Below are 17,757 nucleotides of genomic sequence, written 5' to 3'. Positions count from 1 at the left end.
TGCAAAGGTGGTGAAAGATTATGATGAAAAAAATGATTATGGCATGTATTCTTGCGCTGTTGTTTCCATATATTATTACTCTGGCATGGACCGGAAAAATTGAAGAAAAAAAAGATCTCCCCATGCAGTCCAGCGGAAAAACGGTCATTCTTGACCGAAAAGGCATACAATCTTCCATGGATGTAGAGGAATATCTGCCTGGAGTGGTGGCAAAGCAGATTCCTGCTGATTACGGAAAGGAAGCCTTAAGAGCCCAGGCAATTATTGCCCGGACATACATTTATGGAAAAATGAACGGACAGAATGAAATCAGGGAATCAGAACTTCATATGGAATATCTGGAACAGAAGCAGATGGAAAAGCTATGGGGCAGTGAGTCCTTTGTGGCAAGCTACGGGGCAATTGAGGAAGCGGTGCGTTCGACTGCCAAAATGGTTATGACCTATAATGATGCATTGATTGATCCCCTCTTTCACCGTGCCAGTACAGGAAAGACCAGGGCTGGAGATGAAAGCCACCCGTATTTACAGCCGGCAGAGTGCAAACGGGATATGGAAGCGGAGGGTTATCTTTCAGCAGTGGAATTAAGCAAAGAAGATTTTGCGGGTAAAATCAACCAGATAGCAGGAGATACGCCTGTAAAAGCAGACCAGATTCCAGGAAGCATACAGATCATCAGCCGGGAAGAGGGAGGATACGTCAGCCAGCTTCAGATCGGGACAAAGACCTATATCGGCGAAGAGATTCAGCATGCACTCAGCCTTCCTTCTTCCGCTTTTTCTTTTGAAGAATATAATGGGGGTGTCCGGATTGTCTGTCAGGGAATCGGCCACGGGTACGGTCTCAGCCAGTTCGGAGCCAAATGCAAAGCGGAAGAGGGCTGGACTGCAGAAAAGATTCTCCCTTATTTTTATAAAAATATTGTTGTAGGTTCCGTATAAGTACTAATGTTTATAATTAATTATTTCGTAATTTAACGGTTTTGCATTGATCTGGTAAAAAATGTCTGTTATATTAATCAAGTAACCCGGTTAAGAACAGTTCAGTTATCTGCATTTACGATAAACGATAAAGTCAGTACATATTTTGCTATACAAGGAAGAAATGAAACTTCCCAATAGGAATACCTGTTTGGATGGAAAAGGTACGGCTGCCATTATTTGAGAGGTATAATTATTATGAAAATCAAACGTTTAATTCCATTAATATTTGCAGTATTATGTGTTTCAGGATGTAAAAATGAGCAAAGGAACGAAAATAGAACAAATGTGGAGATTGAAAGCATATCAGCGGATAATAAGCTAAATAAATATACGGCTCATTATACTGATGTTGAATACAAATATGGAAAAGGCATATATGGACAGTCAGTTCGTATAGATATAGAAAAGAAGGATTTTTCCAATATTACTAATTCTGATTTTGTAGAATTTGTAAGAATAAGCACTAAAATGTATGATAATATTGTAATTTCATTTGAAGATCATACGGCAATTGTTTTTTCTAATCATTATAAATATGGGGAATATGGTGATTGGGATTCCGATTCTGGAATAACCAAAAAAATTGGAGAATATAATTTAGATGAAAATAATCAATATATTTATAAAGATTTACTCAAGCAAGAAAAAGAAATATGAAAATTAACATATGATATAATGATCTCAAAGTCTATAAACCTTTAAACTCTTTTTCAAAAGTTTAAAGGTTTATTTGCATCATTGAATCTTGAGAAATTTTTTTCTTATTCCTGTATAACTCTTTCACTCTTGGTAAGAATATTAGCGAGGTGATAAACGTGAAAGAGAGAATAGGTCAAATGTTCAAGGATAAAGTATTCCTTGTCCTGTTAGTTCTAGGCCTGCTGACTATAGTAGCTGCAGCAGGAGTTATTACTGTTCAAAGAGGAAATGGTGGAGGAGAAAGCCCTTATCTTAAAGTGCCGGACCAGAGCAATATGATTGTTCAGGAGTCAATTCCCCAGGAGACACAAGTAGCTGTTGCAGGAGATTCCAATGCAACAAAAAGTAAAGAAGAAATGCAGGCAGTAGATTCTGGAAAAGCAACTGCCAAACAGGAAACACAAGCTCCGGCAGCACAAGCCGGAACAGACAAAAATGCTGCCAAATCTCTGGTACTTAATTTTACTGACGCGACCAGAATGACATGGCCGGTACGGGGAAATGTTCTTTTGGACTATAGCATGGATTCCACCATCTATTTCCCAACCCTGGATCAGTATAAAGTGAATCCGGGAGTCGTAATTCAGGGCGATGTGAGCACACCTGTTGTTGCTCCTGCCAATGCAAAGGTAACTGAGATTGGTTCAAATGAAGAAATTGGTAATTACGTTGTTTTAGATATGGGCAACAAATATACGGCTGTCTGCGGTCAGTTAAAAGAACTGCAGGTAACAAAAAATGAATACGTGAAAGAAGGCCAGGTTCTTGGCTATGTAGCCGAACCCAGTAAGTATTATTCCGTAGAAGGTTCCAACATATTCTTTGAACTTACTCATGAGGACAAAGCCATTGATCCACTGAACCAGATGAAATAAAATTCAAAGGATAAGGAAAAAAAGTTATAAAAAAATAATAATTTGTTCATAAGCGATTAAGAGTCACCTGCTATACTGAATCCGAAGAATAAACGGGGAGTGTGGCTATGAACATATTATTTTTTTTAACACCAAAAAACGAAGTCGCTTATATTTATGAAGATGATTCTCTGCGCCAGGCGCTGGAGAAGATGGAATATCATAAGTACTCAGCGATACCTGTAATCAGCAAAACAGGAAAATACGTTGGAACCATAACAGAAGGGGACATGCTCTGGGGGATTAAGAACCAATTTAATTTAAGCTTAAAAGAAGCGGAACATGTGACAGTTGCTGCAATTGACAGAAGATCCGATAACCGGCCGGTATTTGCCGATTCAGATATGGAAGGTTTGATTGATAAAGCGCTGAACCAGAATTTTGTCCCAGTGGTGGATGATCAGAAGAACTTTATTGGGATTATTACACGCAAGGATATTATCCGCTATTTCTACCAGAAGTCCCAGGATGTACAAGAGCCGTCGTCCAGAATCCAGACGCTTTTAAAAACTGAATAGTATAAAAAGACGTTTCCTATATTTTTAGTGGGAAACGTCTTTTTTGTACTATCTGTTTCGTTTTTCTCGAAAAACACAAGATGGGTTAAGCGTTTATCATATATGAAATAATTGGAAGGAAGGTATATGGCATGTTTCTTAACAATGGGGAATAATAACTGTATGGAAGAAAGTGTGAGGTGACGACGTGAAATCAATTTGGATGGAAACTGCAAAAATTCCCAGAAGAAATCCCCTTGCTGGGAATAAGAGAACAGAAGTAGTTGTGATTGGAGCAGGAATGGCAGGAATGTTGACCGCATTTTATCTGCAAAGGCACGGGGTTCATGTGGTTGTTTTAGAAGCGAACCGGATTGGAAGCGGTCAATCCGGATATACAACAGCAAAAATCACATCCCAGCATAATCTGATTTATGACAAACTGGTTCGAACAGTGGGAAAAGAAACTGCAAGGCTTTATGGAAAGGCAAACCAACTGGCAGTGGAGGAGTATGGAAAATTAATTGAAAAATATTCCATATCCTGTCATTATGAGCCTATGGATGCTTTTTTGTATACGCTTGAGAACCCCCAAATGCTGAAACGTGAAGCGGAAACTGCCAGAAGCCTTGGACTTCCTGCTTCTTTTGTTCAGGAAACAAAGCTTCCTTTTTCTGTTACCGGAGCTGTACAGTTTACTGGTCAGGCACAGTTTAATCCCCTGGAATTTCTGAGGGACATTTCCAATGGAATTACGGTCTATGAACGGACAAAGGTGATTAAAGTTGAGGGAAATCAAGTGATAACAGACCGGGGTGCGATTAAGGGGGATCATGTAGTTTTTGCCTCTCACTACCCATTTGTTAATTTCCCTGGATTTTATTTTACCAGAATGTATCAGGAAAAAAGTTATGTGCTGGAACTGGAGCCTGTGGATTTCCCTGATGGAATGTATCTGGGAGTGGATAAAAAGGCTTATTCCTTCCGGAAATACGGGGACAGCCTTTTGATTGGATATGGAAGCCACAGAACTGGAAAGGCGCCATCTGAGAGTCCTTTTAAGGAAATGAGACAATTGGGGACACATTTCTTTCCGCAGGCAGATGAACAAAGGGTATGGACGGCACAGGATTGTATGACATTGGATTCCATTCCTTATATCGGGACCTATTCCAGCCTTCGTCCGCAGTGGCATGTTGCCACCGGATTTGGAAAGTGGGGAATGAGTTCTTCCATGGTGGCTGCAAAGATATTAAGTATGCAGATAATTGGAAAAAAGACAGCCTTTGATCACGTCTTTTCACCCCAAAGGCATCATATAAAAGCATCTGCTTATCGGTTTGCAGGGCAGAGTATGGAGTCCGTGAAAGGATTGGTTTTAGCAGCCAGACCAGGAGCTGTCCGCTGCCCCCATCTTGGCTGTCGTATGGTATGGAACAAGTATGACAAGCAATGGGAATGCCCCTGCCATGGTTCTGGATTTGAAATTAATGGAAAAATATCTTCTGGCCCTGCACAACAGAGTATTCCGTTCATAGATTGATATTAGAAACTTCCCAGAATTGAAAGGAGTCATAAATCCTATGGATCGTTACGAAAAACAAGGATATCCCGGTGATTACAATCATGCCGGTACATCCCCATGGGAGGCTATCATGGGTCTTGATATGTCAATGAGCCCGGGGACAGTCATTCGTCCTGATATGCCTCTCGGTTCCGGCCCCGCAAGATCTGATGAGTCGCTCTCATCATCCCTCCCTATGAGCCGTCAGGATACAGCAGGAGGTTCTTATCCCTGGTATCCTGTTCGAAGACCCTGGTGTCCCGAAACGGACAGTGCTATGGAAGACTGCCCGATGCCTAAAAAATGTCCGGAAAAACCTTCTTGTGTGAAACCAGCCTATGAAAGACCTTCCTGCGAAAAACCTTCCTGTGCAAAACCTTCCTGCCCGAAACCAACCTGTGTAAAACCAGCTTATGAGAAGCCATCTTGTACAAAGCCTTGTTATGAGAAGCCTTCTTGTGAAAGACCGGCATGTGTAAGCCCAGCCAGGGAAAAACCATCCTGTGAAAAACCGGCATGTCCAAAGCCATCCTGCGTAAAACCAGCTTGTGAAAGACCAGTTTGCGTAAAGCCGGCCTATGAAAAACCATCTTGTGTGAAACCAGCTTATGAAAAACCAACCTGTGTAAAACCAGCCTATGAAAGACCTTCCTGTATGAAGCCAGTCTGCGAAAAACCTTGCTGCGAGAAGCCATCCTGTGAAAAACCAGTCTGTGCAAAACCGGCGTATGAAAGACCGTCCTGTGTAAAGCCATCGTACGAGAAGCCATCGTGCATGAAACCATCCTGCGAAAAACCATCCTGTCCGAAGCCTTCCTGTAAGAAACCGGCTGAAACCTGCGGGAACTGGAATCCGGGGTCTGCGGCAAAGCCGGCGGCTGAGTGCATTGACCAGTATCCGATTGGAATGGCATATGTACCTTGGCAGACATGGCAGCAGGTTTATTCTGTTGATGTAGCATTAAGCATGGGAACCATTTTCCCTGATTTATTTAAGCCATTTACGATGGGAGGGTGCCGGTCATGAGTTGTAGGAAATGTCAATCGGATTGTGATGCTTTATTGAAACAGGTATATCTTGCCAGCTTTGCTGTTGATGATGTGGTATTATATCTTGATACCCATCCGGAGGATCAGGATGCCCTGAATTATTACTGCTATGTTCAGGACTTGAGAAATCAGGCAGTGGCAGCTTATGAAAAACAATGTGGACCATTAACTGCAGATGCAGTGATGGCTGATAACTATTGGACCTGGATTCAAGATCCATGGCCCTGGGAAGGAGTGTGCGGTTAATGTGGGTATATGAAAAAAGATTACAGTATCCTGTAAATATTACCACTTCCAATCCCAAGATTGCTACTTTTATTATGAGTCAGTACGGTGGGCTTTATGGCAGAAGCAGATAGTAAGGCGGTAGTATAACCTACCGGTTAAAGTCATCATTTCAACAATCTAATAATAGAAAAATTTCAGCTTTCCCTCTTTTTTGTCATAGACAATTTTTTTAATTACACTTCTTAGTGCATTCCCTTTTGTTTCCTGATCAATAGAAGAGTCAGATAGAAGATCATAGGCATTTTGTAAGCGGCAGTGATGTAGTTCATCCTCTTTTTTTTCTTTTTTTTGTTTCATATTTAGCTGATGTAGAGTCGTTTCCAATTCTTTTCGCTCTTTTTCCAGCCGCTCTTTATGGTTTTTGTATTCCTCTAAAGAATCAATTCCATTTTCATAAGCTTGTTTAATCCGTGTCATTTTCCCAGAGTTTTTTAAAAGTGCAGTTTTAAAAAAGTCCAATTCCCTGGATTTGTCAGGAGCAGATTTTTTTGTATAACTATACTGGCGAGAGGAATCGAAAAGGACATTTTCTAAAGATTGGAGAATCAGTGTTTCTGCCTTTTCCACCGAGATGTAACAGGATTCCCTGTGAAGCCCTTTGGCGTACTTCCAACACTGGAAACCGCCTGTATTAAACCCAAGACTGGCACCGCAATAACCGCAGGTTAAGAGCCCGGAAGCCCAGTGTTTGCAGTCCGAAACTTCCCGCCTGCTTTTGGGACGGTATTCCCTTTTTAAGCGTTCCTGATTATCCTGGAAAATGTCTGAAACAGAATGTCTTACTTCATGCGAGCCATGAAAAGAGATATCCTTCCAGGTGACAATCCCGATATAAAACCTGTTTTTTAAGATCCGTTCAATGGCACGCCGGTCAAATGGATTTCCTCTTTTTGTTAAATATCCCCGTTGATTTGCGTTTCTGGCAATGGAGGACAGATCCAGACCATTATGGTAGGACTGATGAATAAACTCTACAATCGGATATTCTTTTTCATTGATTATAAAAGGCTTTCCTCCTCCAACTGCCTCATAGCCAAGACAGGGGGAAGTCTGGTATCCTTCTCTCAAAGCTTTTTCTGTCATACCTCTGGTGACTTCTCCTGACAGATTAAAAGAGTAATATTCATCAAACCATTCAATAATGCTTTCAATAAGCCTGCCAAACATCCCGTCCATAATGGGTTCGGATACACTTTTGATGGTGATTCCGCATTTCTTCCGTAGAACACTTTTATAAAAGGTGCTTTCTTCCTGATTTCTCGCAAAGCGGGAAAATTTCCACAGGTAAAGGTATTGAAAGGGAGAGGGCTGGGATTTTGCAATGGAAATCATTCTCTGAAATTGTTTCCGGTTATCCGCACGGCGCCCGCTGACTCCCTTTTCTTCTATAAATATAAATTCCTGCGGAATAAAGATTCCATCGGCATTGGCTGCCTTTTTGATTTCCCGTACCTGGGCATCTGGAGAAAGTTCGGTCTGATCGTTGGTACTCACCCGTACATAGGCAGCTCCAATGGGGGATAGGGGATTTTGCATAATGTTCACTTCCTTTTGGCTGTAGCATGGAGAAATGAGGAAACAGGTACAATCCATGTCACATACATTTTACCAGGGAGGGGAATAAAATATGTTAAAAACTCCAATAATTGAAAATTACATAGAAATAGATGGAGAAGAGATTCTCTTAAACAGGTTGTCAGCAGAAAGAAAAAAAGAAATTGGTGAACGGATAGAAGCAAAACTGATGAAAGCGGCAGGATTTATGCGTATTCCTAAATCCAAAGAACCATAAAAGCGGAACAGGACAGCCATTTCTGGAATAGGATCCAGGAAAATGGGTCAAAATGAAACATAGCATCCCGATATTATAAGAAATAAGGAGAAAAAATTGAAAAGAACCATAGTTTTTGATTTTGACGGAGTGATACACAGTTATATAAGTGGTTGGAAAGGTGCTGAGAACATTCCCGACAAACCAGTGGAAGGAATCAAAGAGGCGATTTCAGAAATAAGAAAATCAGGATATGAAGTTGCGGTTGTATCTTCCAGAGCTGCAAGCAAGGAAGGAAAAAATGCAATTGAGCATTATTTAGAAAACAATGGAATTAAGGTAGATACGGTAACATCACAAAAACTTCCAGCAATATGTTACATTGATGACCGGGCAATATGTTTTCAAGGTGATCCGTCTTCCCTGCTTCGTCAGATTCGTTCTTTCCGGCCATGGAATAAAAGGTAGAGATGCTCTGGCATGAGTTCAATCAGAGCATCTCTTAAAGGACGATCAATTCTGCAGTTCTAAAAAGGAAACAGGAATTCAGGAATTCCCGTTGAATACGGTGCAATATCGTATTGCTGGTAATAGATTACGATTCCTTCTGGTTTCACATAAAATCCCTTCAAATTAAAATTCCCCTGTGCCAGAGATGGAAAATCTTCAAAATAGGTGGAGGGATCGGCTGCCTCCCTTGTGGCAATCTGCGTATTAATATTTGCAAGAATATCCTCAACGAATGATGGATTTCCAGGAAAAAAATCAGAGAGACTCAATTGCTTTCCGGTTTGGAAATCCCACGTCTGGGAATCCCGCAGTGTATTGCCATGAGCGCCTCCCAGATAGGTATACTGGTCTGTGTAAAGACTTACAATGCAGTCCTGGTTATAGGTGACTTCAAAAACGGAAAGGAATTCGTAGCTGTTAAAAGGAAACTGGTTTTCGTTTGCATATTTTGCCTGTTCCACAGCTTCTTTATACAGTGTGGTCCGGCAGTAAATTTCTTTTTGTCTTGCCTGATATTTGTAAAAGTTATTGATACGTTCGGCGGCAGAAGAACTGCAGGTGGTGGTAAAACAGGGATAATGAATGGTGTAGGTAAGAACCGGGATATTCTGATAAAGCAAGTTATCCGTCAATGTCTTATTAAATATGGTCTGCATAAGTGCCTCATAAAAGGATGGTTTTTATAATATATGGATAGGTTTTGACAATTATGAGCAATCGGATACAGGGAAACGCTTTTTAAAGTTACATATTTTCCTCTCATCCGGGTACATTAAGACGGAGGTGATAAGAATGGAAAAAGATGAAACATCCAAGGAAACAGAAGGAAAGAAAGAAGAAAGTAAAAGACCAGAGACTTACAATGATCACTGGCAGACTGGGAAATTTCTGGGACCTAATACGTTGAGATATGAAGAAAACAGAAAAGCGTATGAAGAAAAGAACTAAGATGATAAATAAAAGGGGGCTTTTTGGAAAGGCTTCCTTTTATTTATCTGTTTTTAAGGTCAGGCGGACCAGATGGGGAGATGGGAGCATCCATGCGTTATCTCTCTCAGAGATATGCAATGCCTTATAAGGAATGTAAAGGACTTTTGACGGATATTGGAACGGAAGAGTTAGCCCATCTGGAAATTGTTGCCACAATTATTCATCAGCTCACCAGGAATTTAACCCCGGAGCAGGTTGTGGAATCAGGATTTGGGCCATATTATATTGATCATACAACGGGAATCTGGCCGCAAGCGGCAGGAGGAGTTCCTTTTAATGCCTGTGAATTCCAATCCAAGGGTGATCCCATTACTGATTTAGTCGAAGATATGGCAGCCGAGCAAAAAGCCCGGAGTACTTACGACAACATTTTGCGTGTAATAACTGATCCGGAGATCTGTGATCCAATCCGCTATTTAAGAGAACGGGAAATCGTTCATTTCCAGAGATTTGGAGAAGCATTGCGAATCACCCAGGATAATCTGGACAGTAAGAATTTCTACGCATTTAATCCTAGTTTTGATATCAGAAAACCATGCTGATTGTATCAGGCTGCAGTGTAATTTTATACTGTGGCCTGTTTTTTTAGGAAAAAAGCGGGTATCCAATGTTCCGGACCCGCCTTCTGTGCCTGAGTGGTTATAATTCTTTACTGAAAAGACTTTGCTTCCTCTTTTGTTAATACATCTACATATGCGCTTCTCAATTCGTCCTCTGCGGCACAATTCTGCATATAGTACCAGTCTGTTACTTTTTTTGTAATTTCTTCATCAGTTCCTTCTGCTTTGAACGGATATACTGCCATGACTTTATCAGTACTTTTATTTCTTAATCCAATTGTTTCAGCATCTTCAAATTTTCCCATTTTATTTTCCTTTCATATGGCAATCTTATATAGAAGTAATATTCTCACTACAAGCTTGTTCTTTTTTTATAAATTTATTATAAATCACATAGATTTATATGTCAAAGGGTTTATAACTCTGCACCAATCCTCCTTTTTTCAACAAAAGTTTCCCTTATTCGATTGACGGAGACCGGTTATACTAGTAAAATAAAAACAAATGTACAAAAGGATGGGGCATTGTTTATGGATAACAGAAATGGTGTTTTGACAGATATACTTCCGGATCAGGCTATTTTTGCACTGGACATCGGAACCCGCAGCATTATTGGAATGGTGGGGATGCCAGACGGAGACAGAATACATATTGTTGCAATTGAAAGGGCGGAGCATACGAAACGAGCCATGGTGGACGGTCAGATTGAAGATATCGATCAGGTGGCTAAAATCGCCGGACAAGTAAAGACACGGCTTGAGAATAAGCTTGGATGCAGACTAAAGAAGGTGTGCGTGGCAGCGGCAGGAAGGGCGCTGAGAACGGAAAGCGTCACCTTTGAGATGGAACTGTCCAGGGCTCAGAAGATTGATGTGGAGTCTGTCAGCAGGCTGGAGGCAGGTGCTATAAGTGAAGCCGAGAAGATGTTTATGAACCGGGAAGGGAAGGAGTCTGACAGACAGTTTTATCTGGTCGGATATACGGTGAGCAGGTATTATCTGGATAATTATGTAATTTCTAATCTGGTGGACCATCATGGACGTGTTTTAAAAGCAGATATTATTGCAACGTTTCTTCCTACAGAAGTGGTAGAAAGTCTTTATGCTGCTATGAATAAGATTGATCTGGAGGTGTCAAGCCTGACTCTGGAACCGATTGCTGCCATCAATGCGGCAATTCCTCAGAATATCCGTCTGCTTAATCTGGCAATGGTGGATATCGGGGCAGGAACATCTGATATTGCAGTCTGCCGGGATGGGAGCGTGACTGGATATACCATGGCAATACTTGCGGGAGATGAGATAACTGAGTCAATTATGAAGGAATATCTGGTGGATTTTGATACGGCAGAGAAGATAAAGGCTGAAATTGACGAGGAAGAAGAATTGTATTTTACAGATATTCTTGGATTTGAGCAGACAATAACCAGAGAGTCTATTTTTGAAAGTATTAAGGAAGCATCTTCCAGACTGTGTGAAGAGATCTCTTCTAAGATCGTGGAGATCAATGGAGGAGTGCCCTCAGCAGTATTTTTGGCAGGCGGAGGAAGCAGATTAGCAGGATTAAAAGAAGGAATTGTGGAGCATTTAAAGATTGACCCGAAAAGAGTGGCAATTGCGGGAAATAATTTTAAGATCAACGCTTATTCGGATGACTACAATCTTGAGAATCCAGAATATGCAACGCCTCTTGGCATTGTTATCTCTGCCGGGTTTAATATTGTCAATGACAGTTACCGTGTTATTTTAAATGATCGTCCAGCCAAGATATTCAGAAATGGAAGCTTTACGGTGATGGACATTCTGATGATGAATGGCTATAATTATCAGGATATGATTGGACGATCCGGTCAGAATCTGATTGTTCATGTCAATGGTAAAAGGACTGTTTTTTACGGAGAAAAAGCAGAACCTTCCGTGTTAAAACTCAACGGAGAACAGGCACAGTTATCCGACCCTGTCAATGCGGAGGACTGGATTGTATTTGTTCCTGCCACCCATGGAAAGAGTGCGGCGGCAAAGTTATCTGATGTCACAGAGCCTGGTTCCGGTAAAGTGGTAAAGATCAATGACCAACCCGTTCACGGGGACGTGGTTTTAAAAACAGGAGACCGTATTACCATAGAGACAGGAGAGGAGAAAGAATCGGCTGAACGGGAAGAGACATTGGAGACGGAGAAGGTTTCTGTGAAAAAAGTCAGTGAAGGCAGAGAGCCTTATGAGAGTACTACAGTCAGACAGATGCAGAATTCAGGGGTTTTACTTGCTCCGGCAGAGATGAGTTCTATGAGTATTCATCAGGGTGGAAAGAAGGAAGCTTCCGCACATAGGTCTGAACTTATAGAGGGAATAACTATTTTTCTTAATGAGAAACCTCTTGTTTTACCTCCAAAGCCAGACCAGAATCCCTATTATCTTATGGACGTTTTAGAGTATTCTGGTCTGGACTTTAAAAATTTAACAAGACAGGTAATGCTGGAAGTCAACGGAGAGAGCGGATCGTTTCAACAGGAGTTACATAACAGAGACAGCGTTAAGATTTATCAGGTATAAGTTTAGAAAAATACCCATAAAACCTCACATTGCAGCTAGAAACACATAAGATATATTACAAGCCTGATAATTGAGGAGTTTATAGAATGAGTTGTAATAATTGGAATAACTGCACAAAACCAAGCAGTACAAATAATTGCAAATGTGAAGTCAGTGATACAGCAGGAAGCGGCAATATGAATATGTGTTACCGTCAAGGCTATGCAGCAGGGTTCAAAGATGGATATGAGACTGGATTCCGGGATGGGTTCTGGTCCGCCAATAGTTGTGGAAAGAATTATAATGATGCAGTGATGGGAGATACAAATTCCAACTGTGGATGCAGATAATTGTATTAAGCCTGTCTGAAACAAATCTCACAAAAAATATAAACAGGAGCAAAATCCCGGTTTCCCTTTGGAGACAGGGATTTTGCTCTTGTTGTTTGGAAAATAAGGAATTCCAGAATATTAGCTAAATAAAATCAGGGTTGTTTGGTAAAAATGTATATTGAAATCATACGGTCAATCTGTTAATATATATACAAGTCATTGAGTTTGTATACAAACATTAAAATTTGAATACAAAATACGCTGTGATGACGAGATAACTGACCAAAACACAAGTAAAGGAGAATGGAATTATGAATAAGGATTATTTAACAAGCCAGTTTTCCCTTGAAGGAAAGGTTGCCTTAGTAACAGGTGCTTCCTATGGTATTGGATTTGCCATTGCAAAGTCTCTTGCAGCAGTGGGTGCTACCATCGTTTTTAATGATATTAAACAGGAATTAGTAGATAAAGGAATTGCTGCTTACAAAGAAGAAGGAATTTCTGCACATGGATATGTATGTGATGTTACCGACGAAGAAGCTGTTAATGCTATGGTAGCTCAGATTGAAAAAGAGGTAGGCGTAATTGATATTTTATTCAATAACGCAGGTATTATCAAACGTATTCCAATGTGTGACATGTCTGCAGCAGATTTCAGACAGGTAATTGATGTTGACTTAAACGCACCATTTATCGTTGCAAAAGCAGTTATCCCGTCAATGATTAAAAAGGGCCATGGAAAGATTGTAAACATCTGCTCCATGATGTCTGAGTTAGGCCGTGAGACTGTATCTGCTTATGCAGCAGCAAAGGGCGGACTTAAGATGCTTACAAAGAACATTGCTTCTGAGTATGGTGAATTTAACATTCAGTGTAACGGAATTGGACCTGGATATATTGCAACTCCTCAGACAGCACCTCTTCGTGAAGTGCAGGCTGATGGATCAAGACATCCGTTTGACCAGTTCATCATTGCTAAGACACCAGCAGGACGCTGGGGAGAAGCAGAGGATCTGGCAGGTCCTGCAGTATTCCTTTCTTCCGACGCTTCTAACTTTGTAAATGGACATATTCTGTATGTTGACGGTGGTATTTTAGCTTACATTGGTAAACAGCCACAGTAATACTTTAGGGTTTCATGTGAAGTAAGATGCTGACAGTTTGACTTCATGAGAAAACAGGGCCATGACGTCTGCCACCAGGGGATGTCATGGCATATTTTTTTCATGCTTATAATATAGAAGACGGAGAGTGTTCCATGGAAGGAAAAACAAAAACCTATAAAAACCGTGGCGAACTGGTATTTGAGACTTTAAAGCAGGAAATCCTGGATCTGGAATTAAAACCTGGTCAGATGTTGAGCGAGAATGAGTTATGTGAACGTTTTGGTGTTTCGCGAACTCCGGTAAGGGATGCGCTTAGAAGTCTGCAGGAACAGGAATTTGTTATTTCAGTGCCATATTCCGGTACCCAGGTGACCCTTTTGAATCTGGATAATATCAAACAGATGATCTATATGAGAGTTGCTGTTGAAACCATGGTTATGAGAGATTTCATGGATATGGCAACTCCTATGTGGATTGAGGAAGTTCGTTATATGATCCGAAAGCAGCAGGCTCTCATTCAGGAAAAAGGGTTTGAACCGGAACAGTTTTACCGTATTGATGCTGACATGCACGCCATTTGGTTTCGGGCAACAGGCAAAAGAAAACTTTGGGATATGATACAGGCGAGACAGTTGCATTACACAAGATTCCGTATGCTTGATTTTGTGACGGAAACGGATTTTACCAGAATTATAAGAGAACATACAGAGCTGTTTGAACTTCTGGAGAAAAAGGATATTGCAGGATTGGAACGATCCCTCAGAGAACATCTGTATTATAGTATGAAGAGAATGAAATACCAGATAGAAGTAGAATATAAAGACTATTTTGAACAGGAAGAGCAGGAGGATATCTAATGGCTGGCGTATCAATAGCAGTAAAGGGAAAAGATGGCAGAGAAAAGGCCCTTGCATCCGGACAGGATCAGGCAATCCTTGTATTTAAAGGTGAATATGAAGCCGGAGATGAGATTGTTCTTAGAACCGATCCTTCCCATCTTCATTATGTGGTTCGCATTGATGATGCAATGGATGAGTCTCTTGTTTATATAACAAAAGAAGAAGTAACCTATGCCATTCCATTTGACGAGAAAAAGGTTTCTTTTAATCCTAAGGTATTTACAGGAAACAGGCATTACATGACCATCCGCAAAGCAGCGCCTTTCGAATGGAACAATTACAGGAATCTGGCAAAGAATGTTATGGACCAGCATGGAGATACCGGTTGTTTTCCTCATGCCTGTGCCAATGTGGAGACAAGAGGAGAAGCCGTATTTGCAGCACGCAATGCCATTGATGGAATTTTAGCAAGTGAGTCCCATGGAGAATGGCCTTATGAATCCTGGGGAATTAATTCTCAGGATGATGCAGAACTGACCCTGGATTTTGGACGTCCCGTGGATTTTGACCGTCTTGTTCTTTATACCCGTTCTGATTTCCCTCACGACAACTGGTGGGTCAGGGCTACTTTTACTTTCTCAGATCAGACATCGGAAGTGGTAGAAATGAAAAAAAGCAGCGAGCCCCATGTGTTTTCCATTGAACGAAAACAGATCACCTGGGTAAAATTGAGCAATTTAATAAAATCGGATGCTCCATCTCCGTTTCCGGCTCTCACCCAGATTGAAGTATACGGGAAAGAAGCAGAATAAAGGAGGAATTCCATGGAACTACTGTTTTTAGAGCCTGTATTTAAAGAAGCCATCTGGGGAGGAAGCAGACTCCGGGAGGTATATGGGTATAATACACCGAGTGATAAAACCGGGGAATGCTGGGCAATCAGTGGGCATAAGAACGGAGAATGTGTAATATCCGGCGGCCATTATGATGGGAAAAAACTGAGCAGTCTTTGGGATGAAAATCCCCAGCTGTTTGGTCATTATCCGGGAAAACAGTTTCCTCTTTTAATAAAGATCATTGATGCCAAAGCGGATTTAAGCATCCAGGTTCACCCCGATGACCGTTACGCTGCTGTTCATGAAGATGGCTCTCTTGGGAAAACAGAATGCTGGTATATTCTGGATTGTCAGCCTGGAGCAGAGATTGTAATCGGCCATCATGCAAAAGATCACAGAGAGATGGAATTAATGATAAAGGAAGGCAGATGGAAAGAATTTATCCGCAGAGTACCTGTGAATAAAGGAGATTTCTTCCAGATCGAACCAGGTTGTGTTCATGCAATTCTGGGCGGAACTATGATTTTGGAGACACAGCAAAGCAGTGATGTTACATACCGTGTCTATGATTATGACCGCCTTTCTGATGGGAAGCTTAGACCGCTTCATGTAAAACAGAGCATTGAGACTATAAAGGCTCCTTTTCAACCTTATGAAAGCAAGCCAGTTGTGGAATTGATTCCAGGAGCAAATCATACTCATTTGGTAACCTGTGATTATTACTCTGTGGATAAATATGACATAACCGGTTCGTGCTCTCTGAGACTTCCTGAATATTTTACCAATGTAAGTGTTATAAGCGGGAATGGTTCTGTTAATGGGGTTTCTTTAAGTGCAGGTCAGCATTTCATCGTTCCAGCCGGAAGCGGGGAATACAGTCTGGAAGGAAACATGTCAATTATCTGTTCAAATCCGCAATAGTACGGGAGGAAATGCATGAGAATTGGGGCGTTAGAAGCCGGGGGCACAAAGATGGTCTGTGCAATCGGCAATGAGGATGGGGAGATTTTGCAGCAAATTACAATTCCCACGGAAACACCGGAGATTACCATGCCGCAATTGATTTCTTATTTTGCAGATAAAGAGATTGAGGCAATGGGAATTGGCTGTTTTGGACCGATAGACTTAAACAGAGATTCCGAAACCTATGGTTTTATAACTACAACTCCGAAACTTGCCTGGAGAAATTATGATATTGTGGGAGCGTTTAAGGAATCACTTCATATTCCGGTGGGGTTTGATACCGATGTCAATGGTTCTGCTCTGGGAGAAGCAACCTGGGGAATTACCAGAGGATTGAAAAACAGTATGTACATTACCATAGGAACGGGTGTAGGAACCGGAATTATCAGCAATGGGGCGCTTCTTCATGGAATGCTCCACCCGGAGGGAGGACATCTGCTTCTGACAAGACATCCCAATGATTCTTTTGAAGGAGCATGTCCTTATCACAAGACCTGTCTGGAAGGACTTGCAGCAGGACCTGCTATTTTTGCACGTTGGGGGAAAAACGGCGCAGAACTGGCAGAAAAAAATGAAGTGTGGGAGCTGGAAGCATATTATATTGGTCAGGCACTGGTGAATTATATTATGACCCTTTCCCCGGAAAGAATCGTTCTTGGCGGTGGTGTGATGCACCAGGAGCAGTTGCTGCCTCTCATAAGACAGGAAGTTAAGCGGCAGCTTGGCGGATACATTGAAACAAAAGAAATCGGGGATATGGAGCATTATATCGTTCGTCCAGGTCTTTGTGACAATCAGGGAATCATGGGAGCATTAAAGCTTGGATTTGATGAATTTCAGTTAGGGCTTGTCTGAAAAGAAAGAATAGATGCCGCTTCATACCCTTAATTAAGCATTTGGCGGCATCTTCTTTGGAGAAAAGTCAATTTCCTTCGTTTACGATATCTTCCAGGACCCGAATGAGATCGTAAATGGTGTTAATCTGAACATTCCGCTCCAAAATCTGATTTTTTAAATCAATGGAGAGAGTTTCAAATTTTGCCTGAACGGCAGGAGCTATATAGGACATGGTCATCACCTCATGGTTATGGTGTACAGCTTTTGGTGGATTATACACGAAAAGAATCAACATAAAAAGTTTCATTTCAGCCATACTAAGAATGAGGTGATGAAGATGGAACATAAGGACTTTGAGAAGCAATCAGGGAAAAAAGAACAGGAAATGACTGCCAGAACCGGAGAAAAGGGTAAGACAGTCAATCAGAATCAGACCCATAATTCCCGGAGGGAAGGCATGGGACCCAATACAAAAAGAAAATCGGAT

At 41.3% G+C, this 17,757-nt stretch carries 22 protein-coding genes and 1 pseudogene; 19 read left to right on the top strand and 4 right to left on the bottom strand.

Features of this window, described 5'->3' with window-relative positions; translation table 11 throughout:
* Positions 1–20: 20 nt before the first annotated feature.
* The 8 genes and pseudogenes from FAY33_RS10635 to FAY33_RS10595 all read left to right on the top strand — a co-directional run.
* A complete protein-coding gene (locus tag FAY33_RS10635) occupies positions 21–941 on the top strand; it encodes a SpoIID/LytB domain-containing protein (protein ID WP_143321197.1) in 921 nt (306 codons plus the stop codon).
* A 237-nt stretch (positions 942–1,178) separates the two neighbouring features.
* Positions 1,179–1,640 carry a hypothetical protein gene (locus tag FAY33_RS10630; protein WP_143321196.1) on the top strand — a complete coding sequence of 154 codons (462 nt, stop codon included), beginning with the start codon at positions 1,179–1,181 and terminating at the stop codon, positions 1,638–1,640.
* Positions 1,641–1,798: 158 nt separating this feature from the next.
* Complete coding sequence (locus tag FAY33_RS10625) at positions 1,799–2,557, top strand: M23 family metallopeptidase (protein WP_143321195.1); 759 nt, start codon at positions 1,799–1,801, stop codon at positions 2,555–2,557.
* Between the two features lie 107 nt (positions 2,558–2,664).
* Positions 2,665–3,114: a CBS domain-containing protein gene (locus FAY33_RS10620; RefSeq protein WP_143321194.1), complete on the top strand. Its 450-nt coding sequence runs from the start codon at positions 2,665–2,667 to the stop codon at positions 3,112–3,114.
* A gap of 187 nt (positions 3,115–3,301) precedes the next feature.
* Positions 3,302–4,636: an FAD-dependent oxidoreductase gene (locus FAY33_RS10615; RefSeq protein ID WP_143321193.1), complete on the top strand. Its 1,335-nt coding sequence runs from the start codon at positions 3,302–3,304 to the stop codon at positions 4,634–4,636.
* Between the two features lie 40 nt (positions 4,637–4,676).
* Positions 4,677–5,684 carry a spore coat associated protein CotJA gene (locus FAY33_RS19920; protein ID WP_185967582.1) on the top strand — a complete coding sequence of 336 codons (1,008 nt, stop codon included), beginning with the start codon at positions 4,677–4,679 and terminating at the stop codon, positions 5,682–5,684.
* Entirely contained in the window at positions 5,681–5,953 is a 273-nt protein-coding gene (locus FAY33_RS10600; RefSeq protein WP_143321190.1) for a spore coat protein CotJB, read from the top strand. Before FAY33_RS19920 ends, FAY33_RS10600 begins: the two co-directional genes overlap by 4 nt.
* A pseudogene (locus FAY33_RS10595) lies at positions 5,953–6,045 on the top strand (manganese catalase family protein); the annotation flags it as partial. The gene FAY33_RS10600 and the pseudogene FAY33_RS10595, both read left to right, overlap by 1 nt.
* A gap of 67 nt (positions 6,046–6,112) precedes the next feature.
* On the opposite strand, the gene FAY33_RS10590 reads toward FAY33_RS10595, so the two are convergent.
* A complete protein-coding gene (locus tag FAY33_RS10590) occupies positions 6,113–7,531 on the bottom strand; it encodes a recombinase family protein (RefSeq protein ID WP_143321188.1) in 1,419 nt (472 codons plus the stop codon).
* Positions 7,532–7,622: 91 nt separating this feature from the next.
* Between FAY33_RS10590 and FAY33_RS19450 the strand changes: the two genes are divergently transcribed.
* Both FAY33_RS19450 and FAY33_RS10585 read left to right on the top strand, forming a co-directional pair.
* The gene (locus tag FAY33_RS19450; protein ID WP_185967581.1) at positions 7,623–7,787 is read left to right on the top strand and encodes a hypothetical protein; all 165 of its coding nucleotides are present in this window, start codon (positions 7,623–7,625) and stop codon (positions 7,785–7,787) included.
* A gap of 96 nt (positions 7,788–7,883) precedes the next feature.
* Entirely contained in the window at positions 7,884–8,234 is a 351-nt protein-coding gene (locus tag FAY33_RS10585; protein ID WP_143321187.1) for a hypothetical protein, read from the top strand.
* A 59-nt stretch (positions 8,235–8,293) separates the two neighbouring features.
* Here the strand turns inward: FAY33_RS10585 and FAY33_RS10580 are convergent, their stop codons facing one another.
* Positions 8,294–8,932 carry a DUF3298 and DUF4163 domain-containing protein gene (locus tag FAY33_RS10580; protein WP_143321186.1) on the bottom strand — a complete coding sequence of 213 codons (639 nt, stop codon included), beginning with the start codon at positions 8,930–8,932 and terminating at the stop codon, positions 8,294–8,296.
* Between the two features lie 136 nt (positions 8,933–9,068).
* Between FAY33_RS10580 and FAY33_RS19445 the strand changes: the two genes are divergently transcribed.
* Both FAY33_RS19445 and FAY33_RS10575 read left to right on the top strand, forming a co-directional pair.
* Positions 9,069–9,224 (top strand): hypothetical protein, encoded by a 156-nt coding sequence (locus tag FAY33_RS19445; protein WP_185967580.1) that lies wholly within the window; start codon positions 9,069–9,071, stop codon positions 9,222–9,224.
* A gap of 80 nt (positions 9,225–9,304) precedes the next feature.
* Positions 9,305–9,808 carry a manganese catalase family protein gene (locus FAY33_RS10575; protein WP_347562682.1) on the top strand — a complete coding sequence of 168 codons (504 nt, stop codon included), beginning with the start codon at positions 9,305–9,307 and terminating at the stop codon, positions 9,806–9,808.
* A 107-nt stretch (positions 9,809–9,915) separates the two neighbouring features.
* Here the strand turns inward: FAY33_RS10575 and FAY33_RS10570 are convergent, their stop codons facing one another.
* Positions 9,916–10,131: a hypothetical protein gene (locus FAY33_RS10570; RefSeq protein ID WP_143321185.1), complete on the bottom strand. Its 216-nt coding sequence runs from the start codon at positions 10,129–10,131 to the stop codon at positions 9,916–9,918.
* Positions 10,132–10,356: 225 nt separating this feature from the next.
* Between FAY33_RS10570 and pilM the strand changes: the two genes are divergently transcribed.
* The 7 genes from pilM (at position 10,357) to FAY33_RS10535 (ending at position 17,288) form a co-directional block, all read left to right on the top strand.
* Positions 10,357–12,378 (top strand): pilus assembly protein PilM, encoded by a 2,022-nt coding sequence (gene pilM / locus FAY33_RS10565; protein WP_143321184.1) that lies wholly within the window; start codon positions 10,357–10,359, stop codon positions 12,376–12,378.
* Between the two features lie 86 nt (positions 12,379–12,464).
* Positions 12,465–12,707: a hypothetical protein gene (locus tag FAY33_RS10560; RefSeq protein WP_143321183.1), complete on the top strand. Its 243-nt coding sequence runs from the start codon at positions 12,465–12,467 to the stop codon at positions 12,705–12,707.
* A 293-nt stretch (positions 12,708–13,000) separates the two neighbouring features.
* Complete coding sequence (locus FAY33_RS10555; protein ID WP_143321182.1) at positions 13,001–13,813, top strand: gluconate 5-dehydrogenase; 813 nt, start codon at positions 13,001–13,003, stop codon at positions 13,811–13,813.
* Positions 13,814–13,899: 86 nt separating this feature from the next.
* Positions 13,900–14,652 (top strand): GntR family transcriptional regulator, encoded by a 753-nt coding sequence (locus FAY33_RS10550; protein ID WP_243126689.1) that lies wholly within the window; start codon positions 13,900–13,902, stop codon positions 14,650–14,652.
* Positions 14,652–15,446, top strand: coding sequence for a carbohydrate-binding protein (locus tag FAY33_RS10545; RefSeq protein WP_143321181.1), 795 nt, complete (start codon positions 14,652–14,654; stop codon positions 15,444–15,446). Before FAY33_RS10550 ends, FAY33_RS10545 begins: the two co-directional genes overlap by 1 nt.
* 12 nt (positions 15,447–15,458) lie before the next feature.
* A complete protein-coding gene (locus FAY33_RS10540) occupies positions 15,459–16,391 on the top strand; it encodes a type I phosphomannose isomerase catalytic subunit (protein ID WP_143321180.1) in 933 nt (310 codons plus the stop codon).
* A gap of 15 nt (positions 16,392–16,406) precedes the next feature.
* Positions 16,407–17,288 (top strand): ROK family protein, encoded by an 882-nt coding sequence (locus FAY33_RS10535; RefSeq protein WP_143321179.1) that lies wholly within the window; start codon positions 16,407–16,409, stop codon positions 17,286–17,288.
* Positions 17,289–17,355: 67 nt separating this feature from the next.
* On the opposite strand, the gene FAY33_RS19440 is transcribed toward FAY33_RS10535, so the two are convergent.
* Entirely contained in the window at positions 17,356–17,502 is a 147-nt protein-coding gene (locus FAY33_RS19440) for a hypothetical protein (protein ID WP_185967579.1), read from the bottom strand.
* Between the last annotated feature and the right edge of the window lie 255 nt (positions 17,503–17,757).

Source organism: Clostridium sp. HBUAS56010 (assembly GCF_007115105.1).
GTDB lineage: Bacteria > Bacillota > Clostridia > Lachnospirales > Lachnospiraceae > Lacrimispora.
This window is presented reverse-complemented; position numbering and strand designations above follow the sequence as displayed.

Coding starts and splice junctions, on each gene's coding strand:
- FAY33_RS10635 (WP_143321197.1), top strand. CDS start 21: ATGATGAAAAAAATGATTATGGCATGTATTCTTGCGCTGTTGTTTCCA.
- FAY33_RS10630 (WP_143321196.1), top strand. CDS start 1,179: ATGAAAATCAAACGTTTAATTCCATTAATATTTGCAGTATTATGTGTT.
- FAY33_RS10620 (WP_143321194.1), top strand. CDS start 2,665: ATGAACATATTATTTTTTTTAACACCAAAAAACGAAGTCGCTTATATT.
- FAY33_RS19920 (WP_185967582.1), top strand. CDS start 4,677: ATGGATCGTTACGAAAAACAAGGATATCCCGGTGATTACAATCATGCC.
- FAY33_RS10600 (WP_143321190.1), top strand. CDS start 5,681: ATGAGTTGTAGGAAATGTCAATCGGATTGTGATGCTTTATTGAAACAG.
- FAY33_RS10590 (WP_143321188.1), bottom strand. CDS start 7,531: ATGCAAAATCCCCTATCCCCCATTGGAGCTGCCTATGTACGGGTGAGT.
- FAY33_RS19450 (WP_185967581.1), top strand. CDS start 7,623: ATGTTAAAAACTCCAATAATTGAAAATTACATAGAAATAGATGGAGAA.
- FAY33_RS10580 (WP_143321186.1), bottom strand. CDS start 8,932: ATGCAGACCATATTTAATAAGACATTGACGGATAACTTGCTTTATCAG.
- FAY33_RS19445 (WP_185967580.1), top strand. CDS start 9,069: ATGGAAAAAGATGAAACATCCAAGGAAACAGAAGGAAAGAAAGAAGAA.
- FAY33_RS10575 (WP_347562682.1), top strand. CDS start 9,305: ATGGGAGCATCCATGCGTTATCTCTCTCAGAGATATGCAATGCCTTAT.
- FAY33_RS10570 (WP_143321185.1), bottom strand. CDS start 10,131: ATGGGAAAATTTGAAGATGCTGAAACAATTGGATTAAGAAATAAAAGT.
- pilM (WP_143321184.1), top strand. CDS start 10,357: ATGGATAACAGAAATGGTGTTTTGACAGATATACTTCCGGATCAGGCT.
- FAY33_RS10560 (WP_143321183.1), top strand. CDS start 12,465: ATGAGTTGTAATAATTGGAATAACTGCACAAAACCAAGCAGTACAAAT.
- FAY33_RS10555 (WP_143321182.1), top strand. CDS start 13,001: ATGAATAAGGATTATTTAACAAGCCAGTTTTCCCTTGAAGGAAAGGTT.
- FAY33_RS10550 (WP_243126689.1), top strand. CDS start 13,900: ATGGCATATTTTTTTCATGCTTATAATATAGAAGACGGAGAGTGTTCC.
- FAY33_RS10545 (WP_143321181.1), top strand. CDS start 14,652: ATGGCTGGCGTATCAATAGCAGTAAAGGGAAAAGATGGCAGAGAAAAG.
- FAY33_RS10540 (WP_143321180.1), top strand. CDS start 15,459: ATGGAACTACTGTTTTTAGAGCCTGTATTTAAAGAAGCCATCTGGGGA.
- FAY33_RS10535 (WP_143321179.1), top strand. CDS start 16,407: ATGAGAATTGGGGCGTTAGAAGCCGGGGGCACAAAGATGGTCTGTGCA.
- FAY33_RS19440 (WP_185967579.1), bottom strand. CDS start 17,502: ATGTCCTATATAGCTCCTGCCGTTCAGGCAAAATTTGAAACTCTCTCC.